The 15742-nt window shown below is 36.4% G+C and carries 15 protein-coding genes and 1 pseudogene; all 16 read left to right on the forward strand.

Translation table 11 applies throughout. The features are described 5' to 3' along the window. Nucleotides 1–414 precede the first annotated feature (414 nt). Nucleotides 415–993: a UpxY family transcription antiterminator gene (locus tag DW640_RS22240; protein WP_008767808.1), complete on the forward strand. Its 579-nt coding sequence runs from the start codon at nt 415–417 to the stop codon at nt 991–993. A gap of 10 nt (nt 994–1003) precedes the next feature. Continuing rightward, nucleotides 1004–1372 (forward strand): UpxZ family transcription anti-terminator antagonist, encoded by a 369-nt coding sequence (locus DW640_RS22245; protein WP_011107952.1) that lies wholly within the window; start codon nt 1004–1006, stop codon nt 1370–1372. Between the two features lie 17 nt (nt 1373–1389). Continuing rightward, nucleotides 1390–3801, forward strand: coding sequence for an SLBB domain-containing protein (locus DW640_RS22250; RefSeq protein WP_199610448.1), 2412 nt, complete (start codon nt 1390–1392; stop codon nt 3799–3801). Between the two features lie 10 nt (nt 3802–3811). Further along, on the forward strand, nt 3812–4960 hold the full coding sequence (locus DW640_RS22255) for a chain-length determining protein (RefSeq protein ID WP_061473234.1): 1149 nt from the start codon (nt 3812–3814) through the stop codon (nt 4958–4960). A 63-nt stretch (nt 4961–5023) separates the two neighbouring features. Then, on the forward strand, nt 5024–5743 hold the full coding sequence (locus DW640_RS22260; protein WP_048696186.1) for a phosphocholine cytidylyltransferase family protein: 720 nt from the start codon (nt 5024–5026) through the stop codon (nt 5741–5743). A gap of 20 nt (nt 5744–5763) precedes the next feature. Continuing rightward, nucleotides 5764–7065 (forward strand): phosphoenolpyruvate mutase, encoded by a 1302-nt coding sequence (aepX, locus tag DW640_RS22265; protein WP_072066631.1) that lies wholly within the window; start codon nt 5764–5766, stop codon nt 7063–7065. Between the two features lie 16 nt (nt 7066–7081). Continuing rightward, a complete protein-coding gene (aepY, locus tag DW640_RS22270; RefSeq protein ID WP_008767815.1) occupies nt 7082–8206 on the forward strand; it encodes a phosphonopyruvate decarboxylase in 1125 nt (374 codons plus the stop codon). 9 nt (nt 8207–8215) lie between these two features. Next, the gene (locus DW640_RS22275; protein ID WP_008767816.1) at nt 8216–9337 is read left to right on the forward strand and encodes a 2-aminoethylphosphonate aminotransferase; all 1122 of its coding nucleotides are present in this window, start codon (nt 8216–8218) and stop codon (nt 9335–9337) included. Beyond that, complete coding sequence (locus DW640_RS24340) at nt 9334–9807, forward strand: DapH/DapD/GlmU-related protein (RefSeq protein WP_072066633.1); 474 nt, start codon at nt 9334–9336, stop codon at nt 9805–9807. Before DW640_RS22275 ends, DW640_RS24340 begins: the two co-directional genes overlap by 4 nt. Beyond that, a complete protein-coding gene (locus tag DW640_RS22285) occupies nt 9804–11249 on the forward strand; it encodes a lipopolysaccharide biosynthesis protein (RefSeq protein ID WP_072066634.1) in 1446 nt (481 codons plus the stop codon). Before DW640_RS24340 ends, DW640_RS22285 begins: the two co-directional genes overlap by 4 nt. Further along, entirely contained in the window at nt 11249–11971 is a 723-nt protein-coding gene (locus DW640_RS22290; protein ID WP_072066635.1) for a LicD family protein, read from the forward strand. Before DW640_RS22285 ends, DW640_RS22290 begins: the two co-directional genes overlap by 1 nt. A gap of 13 nt (nt 11972–11984) precedes the next feature. Beyond that, nucleotides 11985–12998, forward strand: a complete 1014-nt coding sequence (locus tag DW640_RS22295; protein ID WP_072066636.1) for an EpsG family protein — start codon at nt 11985–11987, stop codon at nt 12996–12998. A gap of 4 nt (nt 12999–13002) precedes the next feature. Continuing rightward, the gene (locus DW640_RS22300; RefSeq protein WP_072066637.1) at nt 13003–13962 is read left to right on the forward strand and encodes a glycosyltransferase family 2 protein; all 960 of its coding nucleotides are present in this window, start codon (nt 13003–13005) and stop codon (nt 13960–13962) included. Further along, nucleotides 13959–14765, forward strand: coding sequence for a phosphorylcholine transferase LicD (locus tag DW640_RS22305; protein WP_158562603.1), 807 nt, complete (start codon nt 13959–13961; stop codon nt 14763–14765). Before DW640_RS22300 ends, DW640_RS22305 begins: the two co-directional genes overlap by 4 nt. 47 nt (nt 14766–14812) lie before the next feature. Continuing rightward, complete coding sequence (locus tag DW640_RS22310; RefSeq protein WP_072066640.1) at nt 14813–15562, forward strand: glycosyltransferase family 2 protein; 750 nt, start codon at nt 14813–14815, stop codon at nt 15560–15562. Nucleotides 15563–15638: 76 nt separating this feature from the next. After that, nucleotides 15639–15742 (forward strand): annotated as a pseudogene (locus tag DW640_RS24135) (sugar transferase); the annotation flags it as partial.

A 15742-nucleotide genomic window follows, 5' to 3' on the forward strand; every position in this document is an offset into this window, starting at 1 on the left:
GAACTGAAAGAGCGTACGGAGGTGAACCGGATGAATTTGTCTTACGTAAAGCGGTGCGGAGTAGGTCAGTGTATCTGATTTAGAAGCTTGATATACAGTGTTTATCGGTGTGCGTTACTTCTTAGGTAACGGAATGATTCATGGCGCAAAGATGGACATATTTATGAAAATACGCAAACAAAAATGAAATTAATTTCGGAAAATGAATCAAATGCAGGCATAACAGGCGGAAAATGACAATATCCGTGTTATGTCTTTTTTTTATTCCAATTCATGAAAAACACCTTCACTTCTGCTTTATTTCCTGAATACCAGTCCTCTTCTGATGTTTTCGTTGAAAAAAGTTCCCTTTTCTGCTTGCCCTATGCTTGTTCGTTACCTAAGAAGTAACGGATAAACATGGGGTAAAAAAATATGATTTTAAGAAAAAAGAAATCACTAAATGCTGGGCCTATTAATGGGACAGGGGAAGGCGTAGCACACTCAAAACGCTGGTATGTTGCTTTGGTTCGGATGCACCATGAAAAGAAGGTTTCGGAGCATCTGGACAAGATGGGTATCGAGAATTTCGTTCCCGTTCAACAGGAATTCCACCAATGGAGCGACCGTCGCAAGCTGGTCACCTCCGTCTTGCTTCCTATGATGGTCTTCGTACACGTTGACCCTAAGGAACGCATGGAAGTCCTGAGTTTTTCTACTGTCAGCCGTTACATGGTGATGCGCGGCGAGAGTAGTCCTGCTGTAATTCCTGACGAGCAGATGGCTCGTTTCCGTTTCATGCTTGATTATTCGGAAGAATCGATAAGCATGAACAGTTCTCCTTTGGCTCGTGGCGAAAAGGTTCGCGTGATCAAAGGTCCGTTGACGGGTCTTGTTGGCGAACTGGTCAATGTGGATGGTAAAAGTAAGATTGCTGTTCGCTTGAATATGCTGGGATGCGCCTGTGTTGATATGCCTGTCGGTTATGTAGAGCCGATTATGGCGGCTGTTTAAGGCAAGGGATATGGATGCTATTATTTTACAAGAAAATATAGAGGGTTTATTAAGTTTGGTACGTATGCTGCTTCCTGGTGGGGGGAGTGCAGGCTGCGTGTATTTGGATGATCTTTCAGCATTACAACGATCCATCCACGAAAAGATTAACGATTTATATTCTCAACGGGGGGAGACACCGGAGCAGGATGCTACCCTGTGTTTGGCCATCCTTCAGGGATATAATGTGTCGATGTACGCCAATCCGGAAGACGAAGAAAGAAAACAGGCTGTTTTGACCCGTTCTCTGTCTCTTCTCGATGTTCTTCCTCCTTCTCTTCTTAAGCAACAGTTATCTGCCGTCTGTCATGGGATGCAGGAACTGTGTGAAATCAACTGAAACTTTTTTATTTGTCAATGAAAATACAACGACTTTTTAGCATTCTACTATTTTGTTTGATGCTGGGAAGTGGCTCGCTTATGGCTCAGTCCATGAGTGACTCACAGGTACTGGAATATGTAAAAGACGGCATCCGCCAAGGCAAGGAACAGAAGCAGCTTGCTTCCGAACTAGCCCGTAAGGGTGTAACCAAAGAACAGGCAATGCGTGTGAAGCAGCTATACGAGCAGCAGAACAATGTAAATACCTCGAAATCAACGGGCACGGACATCAACGAATCCCGCCTGCGTGAAGAGACTAAGAAGAATACTTCCGATATGCTGGAGGATCATCCGACTACTCAGGACCTTGCCCGTGGTGATCAGGTCTTCGGACGTAACATCTTCAATACCCGCAACCTGACGTTCGAGCCTAGTGTCAACCTTGCCACTCCTGCCAATTACCGTCTTGGTCCCGGTGATGAAGTCATCATTGATATCTGGGGTGCGAGCCAGAACACGATCCGCCAGCAAATCTCTCCTGAAGGTACTATCAACATTCAGAAGATCGGCCCTGTCAACCTTAGCGGTATGACAGTCTCTGCCGCCAATGACTATCTGAAGAACGCCCTGAATAAAATATATAACGGTCTGAATAATACTACCGATCCTACTTCCGACATCCGTCTGACGTTAGGTAATATCCGTACTATTCAGATTAATGTGATGGGAGAAGTCGTACAGCCCGGTACCTACGCCCTTTCTTCCTTCTCTACCGTCTTCCATGCGCTTTATCGTGCAGGCGGTGTGAGTGATATCGGTAGCCTCCGAAACGTTCAGTTGGTACGCAACGGAAAGAATATTGCCACCATCGACGTCTACGAATTCATTATGAAAGGCAACACACAGGATGACATCCGCCTACAGGAAGGTGACGTTGTGATTGTTCCTGCCTATGATGTATTGGTAAAGATTAGCGGCAAGGTAAAACGTCCTATGCGTTTTGAAATGAAGAAAGACGAGAACCTTGCTACTCTCATTAAATATGCCGGCGGCTTTGAAGCTGATGCCTACACCCGTTCATTACGTGTTGTCCGTCAGAATGGTGAGGAATACGAAGTCAACACAGTCAAAGATATAGATTACAACATTTATAAAATGCGTAACGGTGACGTAGTAACCGCCGAAGCCATCCTTAACCGCTTCACAAACAAACTGGAAATCCGTGGCGCTGTCTATCGTCCCGGTATCTACCAGCTCAGCGGTAAACTGAACACGATCCGCGAACTTGTCCATGAAGCTCAGGGTCTGACCGGTGACGCTTTCCTGAATCGTGCCGTCCTCTATCGCCAGCGTGAAGACCTGACCAGTGAAGTTGTTCAGATAGACATTAAGTCTATCATGGACGGCACTTCCCCAAACCTTGCCCTAATGAAGAATGACATCCTCTACATTCCAAGTATCCATGACCTGGAAGACCGGGGTAATGTCACAGTTCACGGTGAGGTTGCCCACCCTGATTCCTATCCTTATGCGGATAACATGACACTTGAGGATCTGATCATTCAGGCCGGTGGCTTGAAAGAAGCCGCCTCTACTGTCCGTATTGATATATCGAGACGAATCAAGAATCCTCGTAGTACTGCGGATAATGATACGATTGGTCAGATGTATACCTTCTCTTTAAAGGATGGTTTTGTAATAGATGGTCAGCCCGGTTTTATCCTTGAGCCTTATGATCAGGTTTATGTCCGTCGCAGTCCGGGCTATCAGGCACAACAGAATGTAGCCATTGAAGGTGAAATCCTTTTCGGAGGAAATTACGCCATGACCAGCCGTGAGGAACGTCTTTCCGATTTAGTGAATAAAGCCGGCGGTCCGACCAATTATGCCTATCTGCGTGGTGCGAAACTGACCCGTGTGGCTAACGCTAGTGAAAAGAAACGTATGGGTGATGTAATTCGCCTTATGAGCAGGCAATTGGGCGAAGCCATGATTGACTCTTTGGGTATTCGTGTTGAAGATACTTTTACGGTTGGAATAGATTTGGAAAAAGCCTTGAGCAATCCTAAAAGTAATGCCGATCTTGTCTTACGTGAAGGTGATGTGATCTCCATACCTAAGAATACTAATACTGTAACTATCAATGGTGCTGTCATGGTTCCGAATACGGTTTCTTATATGCAGGGAAAGAATGTGGATTATTACCTGAATCAGGCCGGTGGCTGTTCTGATAATGCAAGGAAGAGTAAGAAGTTCATTGTTTACATGAATGGTCAGGTGACGAAGGTTAAGGGTAGTGGTAAGAAACAGATTGAGCCGGGGTGTGAGATTATTGTGCCTGGTAAGGCTAAGAAGAAAGGGAACATAGCTAATATTTTAGGTTATGCTACTTCCTTCAGTTCTTTGGGAATGATGATTGCTTCTATTGCTAATTTGATAAAGAAATAAATGACCTATTATGATTGAAAAGCAATCTTATCAAGAACCGTTTTCTGAAGTGGATAAAAGGAAAGATGATGAAATGGAAATAGACTTGATGGCTATTTTTTATAAGATTATTACTGTTCGTGGAGTACTATGCAAAGCTGCTGGAGTGGGAGTAATAATTGCTATAGTGGTGGCATTGAGCATTCCCAAGCAATATACAGTAAAGGTTACCCTTTCTCCTGAAATGGGTAATGCGAAGGGAAGTAATGGTTTAGCCGGACTTGCTGCCTCGTTTTTGGGAGATGGGGCTCTAATAGGGGAAAGCACAGATGCCTTGAACGCTTCTCTTTCAGCAGATATTGTTTCTTCAACTCCTTTTTTATTGGAACTTTTAGAAATGGAAGTCTCCGTTTCTAAAAAGGATGATAAAATGACTTTGGGGTCTTATCTCGATGAAGAGTCATCTCCTTGGTGGGATTATCTTATAGGTTTTCCGGGCATAGTAATAGGAGGAGTTAAATCATTATTCGGAGAAGATACGGTTCCTGCCAGTGGAGGGCGGCAAGGAACTATCGAATTGACGAAAGAAGTAAATGAGAAGATTAATTTTCTTAAAAAGAAGATTAGTGCATCCATTGATAAGAAAACCGCCATAACGAGCATTACGGTCACCTTACAAAATCCGCAGATCACTGCGGTTATAGCAGATTCTGTCGTTCATAAATTACAGGAATATATTATTGGGTATCGAACTTCAAAAGTAAAAGAAGACTGTGCGTATTTGGAACGGTTGTTTAAAGAACGTCAGCAGGAATATTATGCTGCTCAAAGAAAATATGCGGATTATGTAGACGCCCATGATAATGTGGTTCTTCAAAGTGTACGTGCTGAGCAGGAGCGTTTACAGAACGACATGAGTTTGGCTTATCAGATATATAGTCAGGTTGCTAATCAGTTGCAGGTATCCAGAGCCAAAGTACAGGAGGAAAAGCCAGTCTTTGCAGTAGTTGAGCCTGCCGTTGTACCTTTGAAACCTTCAGGTATGGGACTCAAAATTTATATTTTATTATTTGTGTTCCTGTCCGTATCTGGTACTCTCGTGTGGGTGCTTTTTGGCAAAAGTCTGCTGGCTAGCTTGAGAAAAGAACTGAAAAATAAGGAGATAGAACAGGATAAATGATGCTAAAACGTCGTTTACAACATTCTTACATCAATTAAATTCACTTACTATATTATTAAACGAATGATACGTACAGCTATGATAATGGCTGCGGGCATGGGAACCCGTTTTGGCCAATATACAGAATTGATACCTAAAGGGTTCGTCAAAGTGGGAGGTATTCCAATGATAGTTCGTTCTATTGATACTTTGTTATCATGTGGCATTGAGCGAATTGTAATCGGTACAGGATATAAACAAGAAGTTTATGAAGAATTGAAGACAGACTATCCTATGCTTGAAACCTGTTTTAGTCCTCGTTATGCTGAAACAAATAGTATGTATACTTTATATAATACGCGGGAGATTCTGGGCAATGATGATTTTTTATTGTTAGAGTCAGATTTGATTTTTGAGAAACAAGCAATAATGAGCTTATTGGAGTGTCCTGCGGCAGATGCAATGCTAATAGCTCCAGTGACAAAGTTTCAAGATCAGTATTATGTGGAACATGATGATAATTTTCGCCTTTCTTCATGTTCTGTCAATAAGAATAAACTAAACGCTAAAGGCGAATTGGTCGGCATCCATAAACTATCCGGTTCCTTTTACAAAATAATGTGTGCTGATTATGCGAGTATTGTTGATGAACAACCCAATTTGGGATATGAGTATGAATTACTACGAATATCTTGTTCTCAATCTCCTGTTTATGTGCATAAAGTAGAAGGGCTGAAATGGTATGAAATCGATGACATATCAGATTTGGAATATGCAGAGAAATATATTGTTCCGTATTGTTAATTAAAATAATATATCAAATTATGAGTAAGACAGTTTATATTGGGATGACTGCGGATATTATGCATCCAGGACTTATCCGCATTATTAATGAGGCTACTAAATACGGTGATGTTATAATTGGTCTTCTTACAGATAAAGCTATTGCGGAGCATAAACGCCTTCCTTATCTGACCTATGAACAACGAAAAGAGGTAGTTCAGAATATTAAAGGCGTATGTAAAGTTGTTCCTCAAGAAGAATGGAGCTATGTTGAGAATCTCAAACGCATTAAACCTGACTATATAATTCATGGTGACGACTGGAAAACCGGGCCTTTACGTGAAGAACGTGTGCGCGTATTTGAAGTGATGAATGAACAGGGAGGAAAGGTTATCGAAATTCCATATACTTTGGGAATTAATTCATCTTCTTTGGATAAAGATATTAAGGCTATAGGTACAACCCCTGATGTACGTTTAAAATCACTTCGTCGTTTGATAAATGCCAAACCCGTAGTTCGTATTTTGGAAGCTCATGATGGACTATGTGGCTTGATAATTGAAAATCAGGAAATATTAAAAGGGGATAAGAGGGAAGTATTTGACGGAATGTGGTCTAGTAGCCTTACGGATTCAACCAGTAAAGGTAAACCTGATATTGAGGCGGTTGATTTAACTACCCGATTGCAAGATTTGAATAATATTCTGGAGTGTACTACTAAACCTATTATTTTTGATGGAGATACAGGTGGTAAAATTGAACATTTCGTATTTACAGTACGCACTTTAGAACGTCATGGAATTTCAGCTATAATAATTGAAGATAAAGTTGGATTAAAAAAGAATTCATTGTTTGGTACAGATGTTATTCAAACTCAAGATACAATCGAAGGTTTCTGTAATAAGATCAAAGCAGGAAAGGCATCTCAGATTACTGATGATTTTATGATTATCGCTCGTATTGAGAGCCTTATAGCGGGAAAGCCGGTAAGTGATGCTTTAGAGAGAGCTTTTGCATATGTCCAAGCGGGAGCGGACGGTATTATGATACATAGCAAAAATAAGTCGGGTGAAGATATAAAAGAATTTTGTTTGGCGTTTCGAAAACAGTATGCTCATGTACCTATCGTGGTTGTGCCTACTACATATGATCATATTTATGAGTCTGAATTGTGTGATTGGGGTGTGAATATAATTATTTATGCTAATCATATGCTTCGTGCCGCTTATCCTGCTATGATGAATGTCGCAAAGACAATATTAGAGAATGAACGTGCTTTAGAGGTGCGCGAACTGTGTATGCCCATAAAAGAAATATTGGAACTGATTCCAGGTACTAAATAAAAAGAGGAATATCATTATGTTAAGCGTAGAAAAAGTTTATGAAACGTTTCTGAGTCATGACGTTGATTTTTTTACAGGAGTTCCAGACTCATTACTAAAAAATATTTGTGCCTATATCACAGACCATACTTCACGTGAGAAACATATCATAGCTGCTAATGAAGGTGCGGCTGTAGGAATTGCTTCAGGTTATTATATGGCATCAGGTAAGGTTCCTGTGGTTTATATGCAAAATTCCGGCTTGGGTAATACTGTTAATCCTCTGCTGTCTCTTGCAGATGAACAAGTATACAGTTTTCCAATGCTTTTGATGATTGGCTGGCGTGGTGAACCGGGAACAAAAGATGAACCTCAGCATAAAAAACAGGGTGAGGTAACTTTAGATTTGTTGAAAGCAATGCGGATTCCTTATATAATTCTTGATTCAAATGAGAATGATGCATTTATTCAGCTCCATGATATCATACAATCAGCAAAAACTAAGAATATTCCTCATGCAATAATTATTCGGAAAGATGTTTTTGGCAAATATAAACTTCAAAAAGAGTTTGGATGTAATTATCCTTTATCTCGTGAGGATGCTTTGCAAATAGTTGTGGATTATCTGCCTGAAAATTCAGTGGTCGTTTCTACTACTGGCAAGCTTTCTCGTGAGTTATTTGAATATCGAGAAATGAAAGAGCAAGGTCATGAACATGATTTTCTCACGGTAGGCTCTATGGGACATAGTTCATCAATCTCTTTGGGTATTGCTATAGCAAAGCAAGATAGACCTGTTTATTGCTTGGATGGTGATGGAGCATTTATTATGCATTTAGGGGCAATTAGTAACATTGGCGATTTATCTCCTAAAAACTATTATCATATTTTGTTTAACAATGGTGCTCACGAGTCTGTAGGAGGACAGCCTACTTTAGGATTTAGTTTAGATATTCCGGCTATTGTCCGGGGGAGCGGATATAAGCATACTTATACTGTTTGTACAAAAGTTGAAATTGAAGAAGCAATGAAGCAGCTTCCAAAGTTATGTGGTCCTGTTTTGTTGGAAATAAAGGTTAAAATAGATTCTCGGGAGAATTTGGGACGTCCCACGACTACTCCTATAGAGAATAAGGAGCATTTTATGGATTTTTTAAAATAAATATATTCGATGAAAATAGAAAGAAAAATATTATTAAATCCTGGGCCTGCCACTACTACTGACAGTGTAAAAATGGCACAAGTTGTTCCGGATATTTGTCCTCGCGAGAAAGAATTCGCAGGTATGATGAAACAACTTCGGGACGATTTGGTCAGAGTTGCTCATGGGAATTTGGAAAAACATACCGCTGTATTATTTTGTGGCTCAGGAACCATCAATATTGATATATGTCTAAATTCTCTTCTTCCTGAAGACAAAAGGGTGCTTATAGTGAATAATGGGGCATATAGTACCCGTGCTGTAGAAGTGTGTCAATATTATGGTTTGCCTCATATTAATTTGGAATTTTCCGTTTATGAACGTCCTGATTTATCGGTGGTGGAAAATGTGTTGCAAGAAAATCCTGATATAGCTATGGTTTATACTACTCATCACGAGACGGGTACAGGAATTCTGAACCCTATTCGCGAGATGGGCGCTATAGCTCATAAATATCAGGCTAAATTTGTCGTCGATACTACTTCTTCTTTGGGCATGATTCCTTTTGATATAGAGAAAGATAATGTGGATTTTTGTATGGCATCTGCTCAAAAAGGACTTCAAGCGATGACAGGTCTTTCTTTTATTATAGGCAATGAGGAACAGATTAAGTTTTCAAAAAAATATCCCAAGCGTTCTTACTATTGTAATCTTTATTTGCAGTATGAGAATTTTGAGAGAACAGGTGAAATGCATTTTACTCCACCGGTACAAACTATTTACGCCACTCGTCAGGCATTAAATGAATATTTTGAAGTGGGCGAAGAAGCTAAGTTTGCCCGTCACAAAAGAGTTTTTGAGGCTATTCATTCAGGTATAAATGAAATTGGTCTTAAAAGTGTAATAAAGCGTGAATGGCAGTCAGGACTGGTTGTCTCAGTTCAATACCCAGAAGATCCCAACTGGGATTTTGAGAAAATACATGATTATTGTTATGAGCGTGGATTTACGATTTATCCAGGTAAGATATCAACTGAGGATACTTTTAGAATCTGTGCTTTAGGAGAGATAGAAGTAGATGATATTGAGAACTTCTTTAAAGTACTAAAAGCTGCATTAAATCATTATAACGTCACATTACCGATGTCATGATTGCAGAAATATTATTGAAGATTCGTCATTTTTATTTTTCCCTTCGTGGTATACACTTCCATCCGGAAAGTGTTATTTCTGGAGTGCCTATTCGTAGCTTTCGCTTAGTAGGCAAATATAGCAATATCTACTTAGGTAAAAATGCTGAAATACGTTCAGGCTGTTATCTGATTGCTCGTGATAAAATCATTATTGGAGAAAACTCAACACTCGCCTATGGAACGACTATATTGACAACTGCTGATCCTAATGGACCGTATAATGCATTAGCAGTTCTTTATCCTTATAAAAAGGCACCGGTAGTTATAGGAGATAATGTTTGGATTGGGGCTAATGTTACCATCCTTCCTGGAGTAACTATTGGTGATTACGTTGTAGTAGCAGCTGGAGCTGTTGTAACAAAAGATGTACCTTCAGGAGTATTGGTAGCTGGTGTACCAGCTATTGTGAAAAAACGTTTTAATAAATGAAAGAAAAAACTTCTTTAAAGAACAAAGCCATATGTGGAATCTTTTGGAGTGCAGTTGAACGATTTTTATCACAGGGGATACAGTTTGTAGTTACAGTCATTATGGCGCGTTTTCTATTGCCATCTGATTATGGAATGGTAGGAATGTTAGCAATAGTTCTTCAATTATCTCAAACGTTAATGGATAGTGGTTTTACTAATGCCCTTATTCGTTATAAGGAACGTACTGAAATTGATTATTCAACAGTTTTCTTTTTTAATATATTAGCATCATTAGTTATTTATTTTCTAATTTTTTTTCTAGCTCCTTATATATCGTGGTTTTATAAAATAGGTCAATTAGTTGAGATTACTAGAATTTTATCTATTGTTATTGTTTTAAATTCCTTTGCGATTATTCCTAAAACTAAATTAATAATAGCTGTAGATTTTAAAACTCAATCAAAAGTCTCATTTATTGCAGCTTTGGTTTCAGGTATTATTGGCATTTGGGCTGCATATTTAGATTTTGGAGTTTGGGCTTTAGTTGGACAAACTTTAGTAAACGGATTGTTGATTGTAGTTTTGTATGCATATTTTTGTAGATGGAAACCATTGTGGATATTTTCATTGAAATCGTTTCGTTTATTATTTGCTTTTGGGTCAAAATTAGTATTAGCTAATATTCTTAATACTTTATATAAAAATCTGTATGCTATAGTTATAGGAAAGAAGTTTTCGTCGGTTGATTTAGGATTTTATACTCGTGCGGAACAATTTGCTCAGTTTCCTTCATATAATTTGAGTGCAATAATTTCTAGAGTGACATACCCCATATTGAGCCTTGTGCAAAATGATAATGATAGATTATCTGCTTTATATAGGAAATATGTCCGTTTATCTTCTGCTTTTATCTTTCCATTGATGATTTTGTTAATTGTCATAGCTCAGCCACTGGTATTATTGCTTTTGACAGAAAAATGGATAGGAGTAGTTGTATTGCTTCAAATATTGTGTTTAGATTGGATGTTTGATCATTTGAGTAGTATAAATTTGAATTTACTATATGTAAAGGGACGTTCAGACTTGGCTTTACGTTTAGAAGTTATAAAAAAAGTGTTAGCGACGGGGATCCTTCTTCTATCTATTCCTTGGGGGATTGTAGGTATGTGTTGGGGGCGTGTTATGTATTCATTGATTGCTGTGTATTTGAATACTTATTATACAGAATCATTGATTAAATTAAGTCTTATTAGACAGATGAGAGATATACTACCAAGCTTTTTTTTAGCATTAATAATGGGAGGAGGTACTTGGTATATGATTTTATTGTTAGAGGGTGAAATTGTTCAAATTGTAGTAGGAAGTGTTATTGCTTTATTGCTATATGGAACGTTGTTGTATTGCTTTTCTCGATCCTTGTTTGATGAAATATGGGCGGTTATATTAAAAATAAAAAGGTAATGGATAAACTGAGTTTGATTATTAGTAAAATACGACGGAATCATTGGTATAGAACCTATATGCGTCCTATATATTTATTTGTTTATGGCAATAGAAAATTGAAGAATAGAAATAGAATATTTTTGCAGTATTCACAAGAGCTGCTAACTAACTTTCATCAAGCAATGAATGAAGTGGGAATTCCTTATTGGTTAGAATTTGGAACTCTTTTAGGTGCTGTTAGAGAACACAGTTTTATAAGTCATGATTTTGATCTTGATGTGGGCCTTTTTAAGGAAGATTATTCAGATATAATAAGAGAGGTCTTAAAAAAATATGGTTTCAAAAGAATAAGGTGTATAACCGCCCTTGATTTTATTGATGCTTATGAGGAAACTTATCTTTATAAAGGTGTGACAATTGATCTTTTCCTTTTTTCAAGAGAGAAAAATTGTGATGGGGTCTATTGTTATGATTTTGTTCCAGTATATTCAGATATAAAGAGAACTAAAAAAGGTGATAATGCAATCCGGAGAATTCATTTTCCTAGAATTGATTTGATTGAATATTCATTTATTGGAATTAATACTTTTGTTCCTGAAAATTATGAGGAACATCTTTGTATGCATTATGGTAAAGACTATATGATTCCAAATCCTCATTGGAAAGATTCAGATGCGCAACATACTGATATCTTTTATGGTAGAGAGATTAGAATTGAATTGTTTGATAAAAGTAAATAATAGTAGATAATACATGTTCTATCTATTTTTTTTACTAATTGTGCTATTTTTGTTATATATACAAAGTAGGAAAAGACAATATTCTACTGTAGCGGGAATTTGTGTTCCTATTATTATAATTTTTGTTGTAATTTGTCGTTATAGAGTGGGGTATGACTATTTAACGTATTATACATTAATTGAAAATGAAGAAGAGGCACAGATTTTATACTTATTTTCTCCTTTAAGCATTGTTTGGGCAGAGATTGCTTTATATTTTGAATCTCCACAGATGTTATTTGTTCTTTTTGGGCTTCCAACATTTGCTCTTCTAATATTTACTTTAAAAAAATATTCAAAAGATTATGCGTTATCAGTAACTATTTTAATTTGTTTCTTCTTTTTTACATCACTCAGTATTATTCGACAAGCTTTGGCTTTGGCTATTTGTTTTTATGGTTATCGTTTTATAGTAAAACGTTCACTAATTAAATATATATTATGTATATTGATTGCAGCTTTATTCCATCCTTCTGCAGGAGTAGCGATTATTATATATTGGTTGCCATTTCTAAAGTTTAGATTAGTTGTATTATTATCTATAATATCAATAGTAGCCAAACCTTTATTTTTTTATATGCTAAATATATTAGGGGTGTATACCTCTTATCTTGATGGCAAGATGGATATTGAAGGTGGGAAATATACTCAATTAATATACTTTTTGTTGTTTATTATTTGTTTTGTTTTGGGAAGTAAAAACATAGATAAAAACAAGTGTAATTTATTTAATGTTTTATTGTTAAGTTTTGTTTTCGTATCTTTTTTAGGAGCTCATTTAGGCGGGAGAATAGCGTTTTATTTTAATATATATTATTGTTTGTTGATTCCTAAAGTGGTTAAAGGATTGGATGGACAACTAAGAGAGCAAGTGAAGCTTCTTTCTTATTTTCTATGTATTTCTTATTTCTTATTGTACCTATTCGTTCCATTCATAAAAGGTGTACCCTCATATTATATCCCATATAAGTTTATATTTTTCAAATAGTAAAATGTTGATATCTATAATTGTCCCTTGTTATAATTCTGAAAGATATTTGTCTGATTGTTTATTGTCTATATTGAATCAAACCTATGTTAATTGGGAGGTGATTTGTATAGATGATGGAAGTCAAGATAATACATTATCTATTTTAAATCATTACGCTACATTGGATGAGCGTTTTAAAATTATTTCTCAGTCTAATGCAGGAGTGTCTGTCGCAAGAAATAAGGCTCTATCCCAGTGTCAAGGAGAGTATATTTGCTTTGTTGATAGTGATGACCTGATAGAACCTAATTTTTTGATAACACTTTTACAGCTTATAAGTCATCAGGCTGATTTGGCAATCTGTGGTTTTACTCGTTCTATGGTTTTCTGTATGGATGATGCTCAAGGATATATAGAAATGAGTGGTAAACGTTGTATAGAAAGAATTATTCTAGATAAAAGTTTCAATCCTCAGATTTGTTGTATGTTATTTCGACATAATATTATAAAAGAGAAACAATTAGAATTTGTGATAGGGTGTACTCGTGGTGAAGATCGTGAATTTATATTGAAATATTTAGTTTATTCTAATAAGGTTTGTTATACAAACAATCTTCTTTATCACTATCGTGTAAATGATCAGTCAGCCATGGCAATCTTTTCTATTAAAAGTTTGACAAGTATAGAAGCTTCACAACGCACGGTCAACTACTATAAAAAAGTGAATTATTCTGTTAGAGGGCTTGAATTTGAATTTTCACGTACATTGTGGAAATTCATGATTTTAGCTATTTTGTCTGGGCAAAATGATTTATATCAAATCATTCGAGAAAAGTATGATCTAAAAAGACAAATGGAACATCTTTATTCTCATCCAGGACTATCCGAAAAACTTACAGCGAGATTGTTTGTTTGGAATGAGGCACTTTTTAAATGGGTATTTTCTATTATTAGATATCTATATAAAAAAAGATGGAGATGAATAAACGAAATAGATTATCTGAACAAGAAATAAAAAAAGTAGAACTTGACGCTTTATTGTATATTCGGAAAATTTGTCAGCAATATCATCTTCGCTATTATTTAGCTTGGGGTACTTTGTTGGGAGCCGTTAGGCATAAAGGATTTATTCCTTGGGATGATGATATTGATATAATGATGCCACGTTCAGATTATGAGCGATTATTGGAGTTAGTTCCTTCCTTGAGACATAGTTATTATAAAATCTTAAGTAATCCAAAGAATGAGGATTATTATTATACTCATGCAAAAATGATAGATACTCGTACTTTGTGTGTGGAAAATGATTTGCAAACTATTCAAAATATGGGGATTTGGGTTGATATTTTCCCCTTAGACGGTATGCCTGATAAATTTAAAATTCATTATTTTAAAATGCGTGTTTTGCATAGGATGAGGGCTTTGTCTGCACATCCTAAGATGCCTGAAACATCTTTTATGATGACTCCTATTATTTATTTAGCATGGAAGATCGTCCGTATCTTTGGTTTTCAGTTTTTTGTAAATAGGATGGAGCGATTGGCTCGAAAATATGCTTATGAATCATCAAATTATGTCTCTAATGTGGTAGAGCCGGAAGCTAAAATATGCATTTATAGAAAAGAGGTTTTTGACTCATCGTTATTATTATCTTTTGAAAAAGAAAGTTTTGAGGTCCCTATATTATATCAAGAATATTTAAAAAATACATACGGTGATTATATGCAATTGCCTCCAGTGGAAAAAAGGATTGGTCACTCTTTTGAAGCTTATTGGAAAATTTGAATATATGTGTTCCCTGTTTTTTTACTTTTCACATTTTATTATTAGTAATGATTTTGGTATCTGTTATAATTCCTTGTTATAATTCTGAAAGATATATTGTTCAATCAATAGAATCAGTTATAATGCAGACATTTCAACAGTGGGAAATGATTATTGTTGATGATTGTTCTACTGATAATTCTGCAGATATTATAAAAAAATATGAAGCAAAAGATTTTCGTATTAGATATTTAAAAACAAATGAACCCTCAGGTTCACCATCCATACCACGTAATATCGGAATAAGAGAAGCAAGGGGAAGATATATCGCTTTTTTAGATAGTGATGATATTTGGTTACCTAAAAAATTAGAGGAGCAGTTAAAATTTATAGATCAACCTAATGTAGCAATGGTTTTCTCAAATTTCGAGAAAGTAGATCAGGCAGGGAGGCGTACAAAGCGTAAAATTATTGCTCCTTCAGTGGTAGATTATCATTTATTATTGAGGGGGAATTGTATAGGCTGTCTGACTGTAATGTATGATACGGAAAAAGTAGGTAAAATGTATTTTAAGAATGTAAGGCATGAAGATTGTGCTTTGTGGCTTTCTATCTTAAAAAAAGGATATAAAGCTCAGAACACTAACTCTGTAATGGCTCTTTATCGTGTAGGGAATCATTCTATTTCATCAAATAAAATGAAAATATTGTCTTGGCAATGGAATATATTGAGAAAAGAGGAAAAGTTACCTTGGGGTAGAGCTGTCTTTTTGTATATACATTATGCTGTTAAAGCACTTTTAAAGGCTATCAAATAGTAAGAACTGTTGTTCTAAATGAAAGTATTGGATTACGTTATATAGGACTGATAACTAAAAATTTAATCATTTTATTATGGAGTATAATAAAGATTTCATTCCCGACGGAATGAATGCTTTTGAGCGCAATGTCAAGCGAATTGGGGATTGCATTATTGCGGGCATATTACTGATTATTTT

Source organism: Bacteroides sp. AM23-12 (genome assembly GCF_003434395.1).
Taxonomy (GTDB): domain Bacteria; phylum Bacteroidota; class Bacteroidia; order Bacteroidales; family Bacteroidaceae; genus Bacteroides; species Bacteroides thetaiotaomicron.

Bases quoted from the DNA above. Each gene is read 5' to 3' on its own strand.
- DW640_RS22240 (WP_008767808.1), top strand. From the start codon at position 415: ATGATTTTAAGAAAAAAGAAATCACTAAATGCTGGGCCTATTAATGGG.
- DW640_RS22245 (WP_011107952.1), top strand. From the start codon at position 1,004: ATGGATGCTATTATTTTACAAGAAAATATAGAGGGTTTATTAAGTTTG.
- DW640_RS22250 (WP_199610448.1), top strand. From the start codon at position 1,390: ATGAAAATACAACGACTTTTTAGCATTCTACTATTTTGTTTGATGCTG.
- DW640_RS22255 (WP_061473234.1), top strand. From the start codon at position 3,812: ATGATTGAAAAGCAATCTTATCAAGAACCGTTTTCTGAAGTGGATAAA.
- DW640_RS22260 (WP_048696186.1), top strand. From the start codon at position 5,024: ATGATACGTACAGCTATGATAATGGCTGCGGGCATGGGAACCCGTTTT.
- aepX (WP_072066631.1), top strand. From the start codon at position 5,764: ATGAGTAAGACAGTTTATATTGGGATGACTGCGGATATTATGCATCCA.
- aepY (WP_008767815.1), top strand. From the start codon at position 7,082: ATGTTAAGCGTAGAAAAAGTTTATGAAACGTTTCTGAGTCATGACGTT.
- DW640_RS22275 (WP_008767816.1), top strand. From the start codon at position 8,216: ATGAAAATAGAAAGAAAAATATTATTAAATCCTGGGCCTGCCACTACT.
- DW640_RS24340 (WP_072066633.1), top strand. From the start codon at position 9,334: ATGATTGCAGAAATATTATTGAAGATTCGTCATTTTTATTTTTCCCTT.
- DW640_RS22285 (WP_072066634.1), top strand. From the start codon at position 9,804: ATGAAAGAAAAAACTTCTTTAAAGAACAAAGCCATATGTGGAATCTTT.
- DW640_RS22290 (WP_072066635.1), top strand. From the start codon at position 11,249: ATGGATAAACTGAGTTTGATTATTAGTAAAATACGACGGAATCATTGG.
- DW640_RS22295 (WP_072066636.1), top strand. From the start codon at position 11,985: ATGTTCTATCTATTTTTTTTACTAATTGTGCTATTTTTGTTATATATA.
- DW640_RS22300 (WP_072066637.1), top strand. From the start codon at position 13,003: ATGTTGATATCTATAATTGTCCCTTGTTATAATTCTGAAAGATATTTG.
- DW640_RS22305 (WP_158562603.1), top strand. From the start codon at position 13,959: ATGAATAAACGAAATAGATTATCTGAACAAGAAATAAAAAAAGTAGAA.
- DW640_RS22310 (WP_072066640.1), top strand. From the start codon at position 14,813: ATGATTTTGGTATCTGTTATAATTCCTTGTTATAATTCTGAAAGATAT.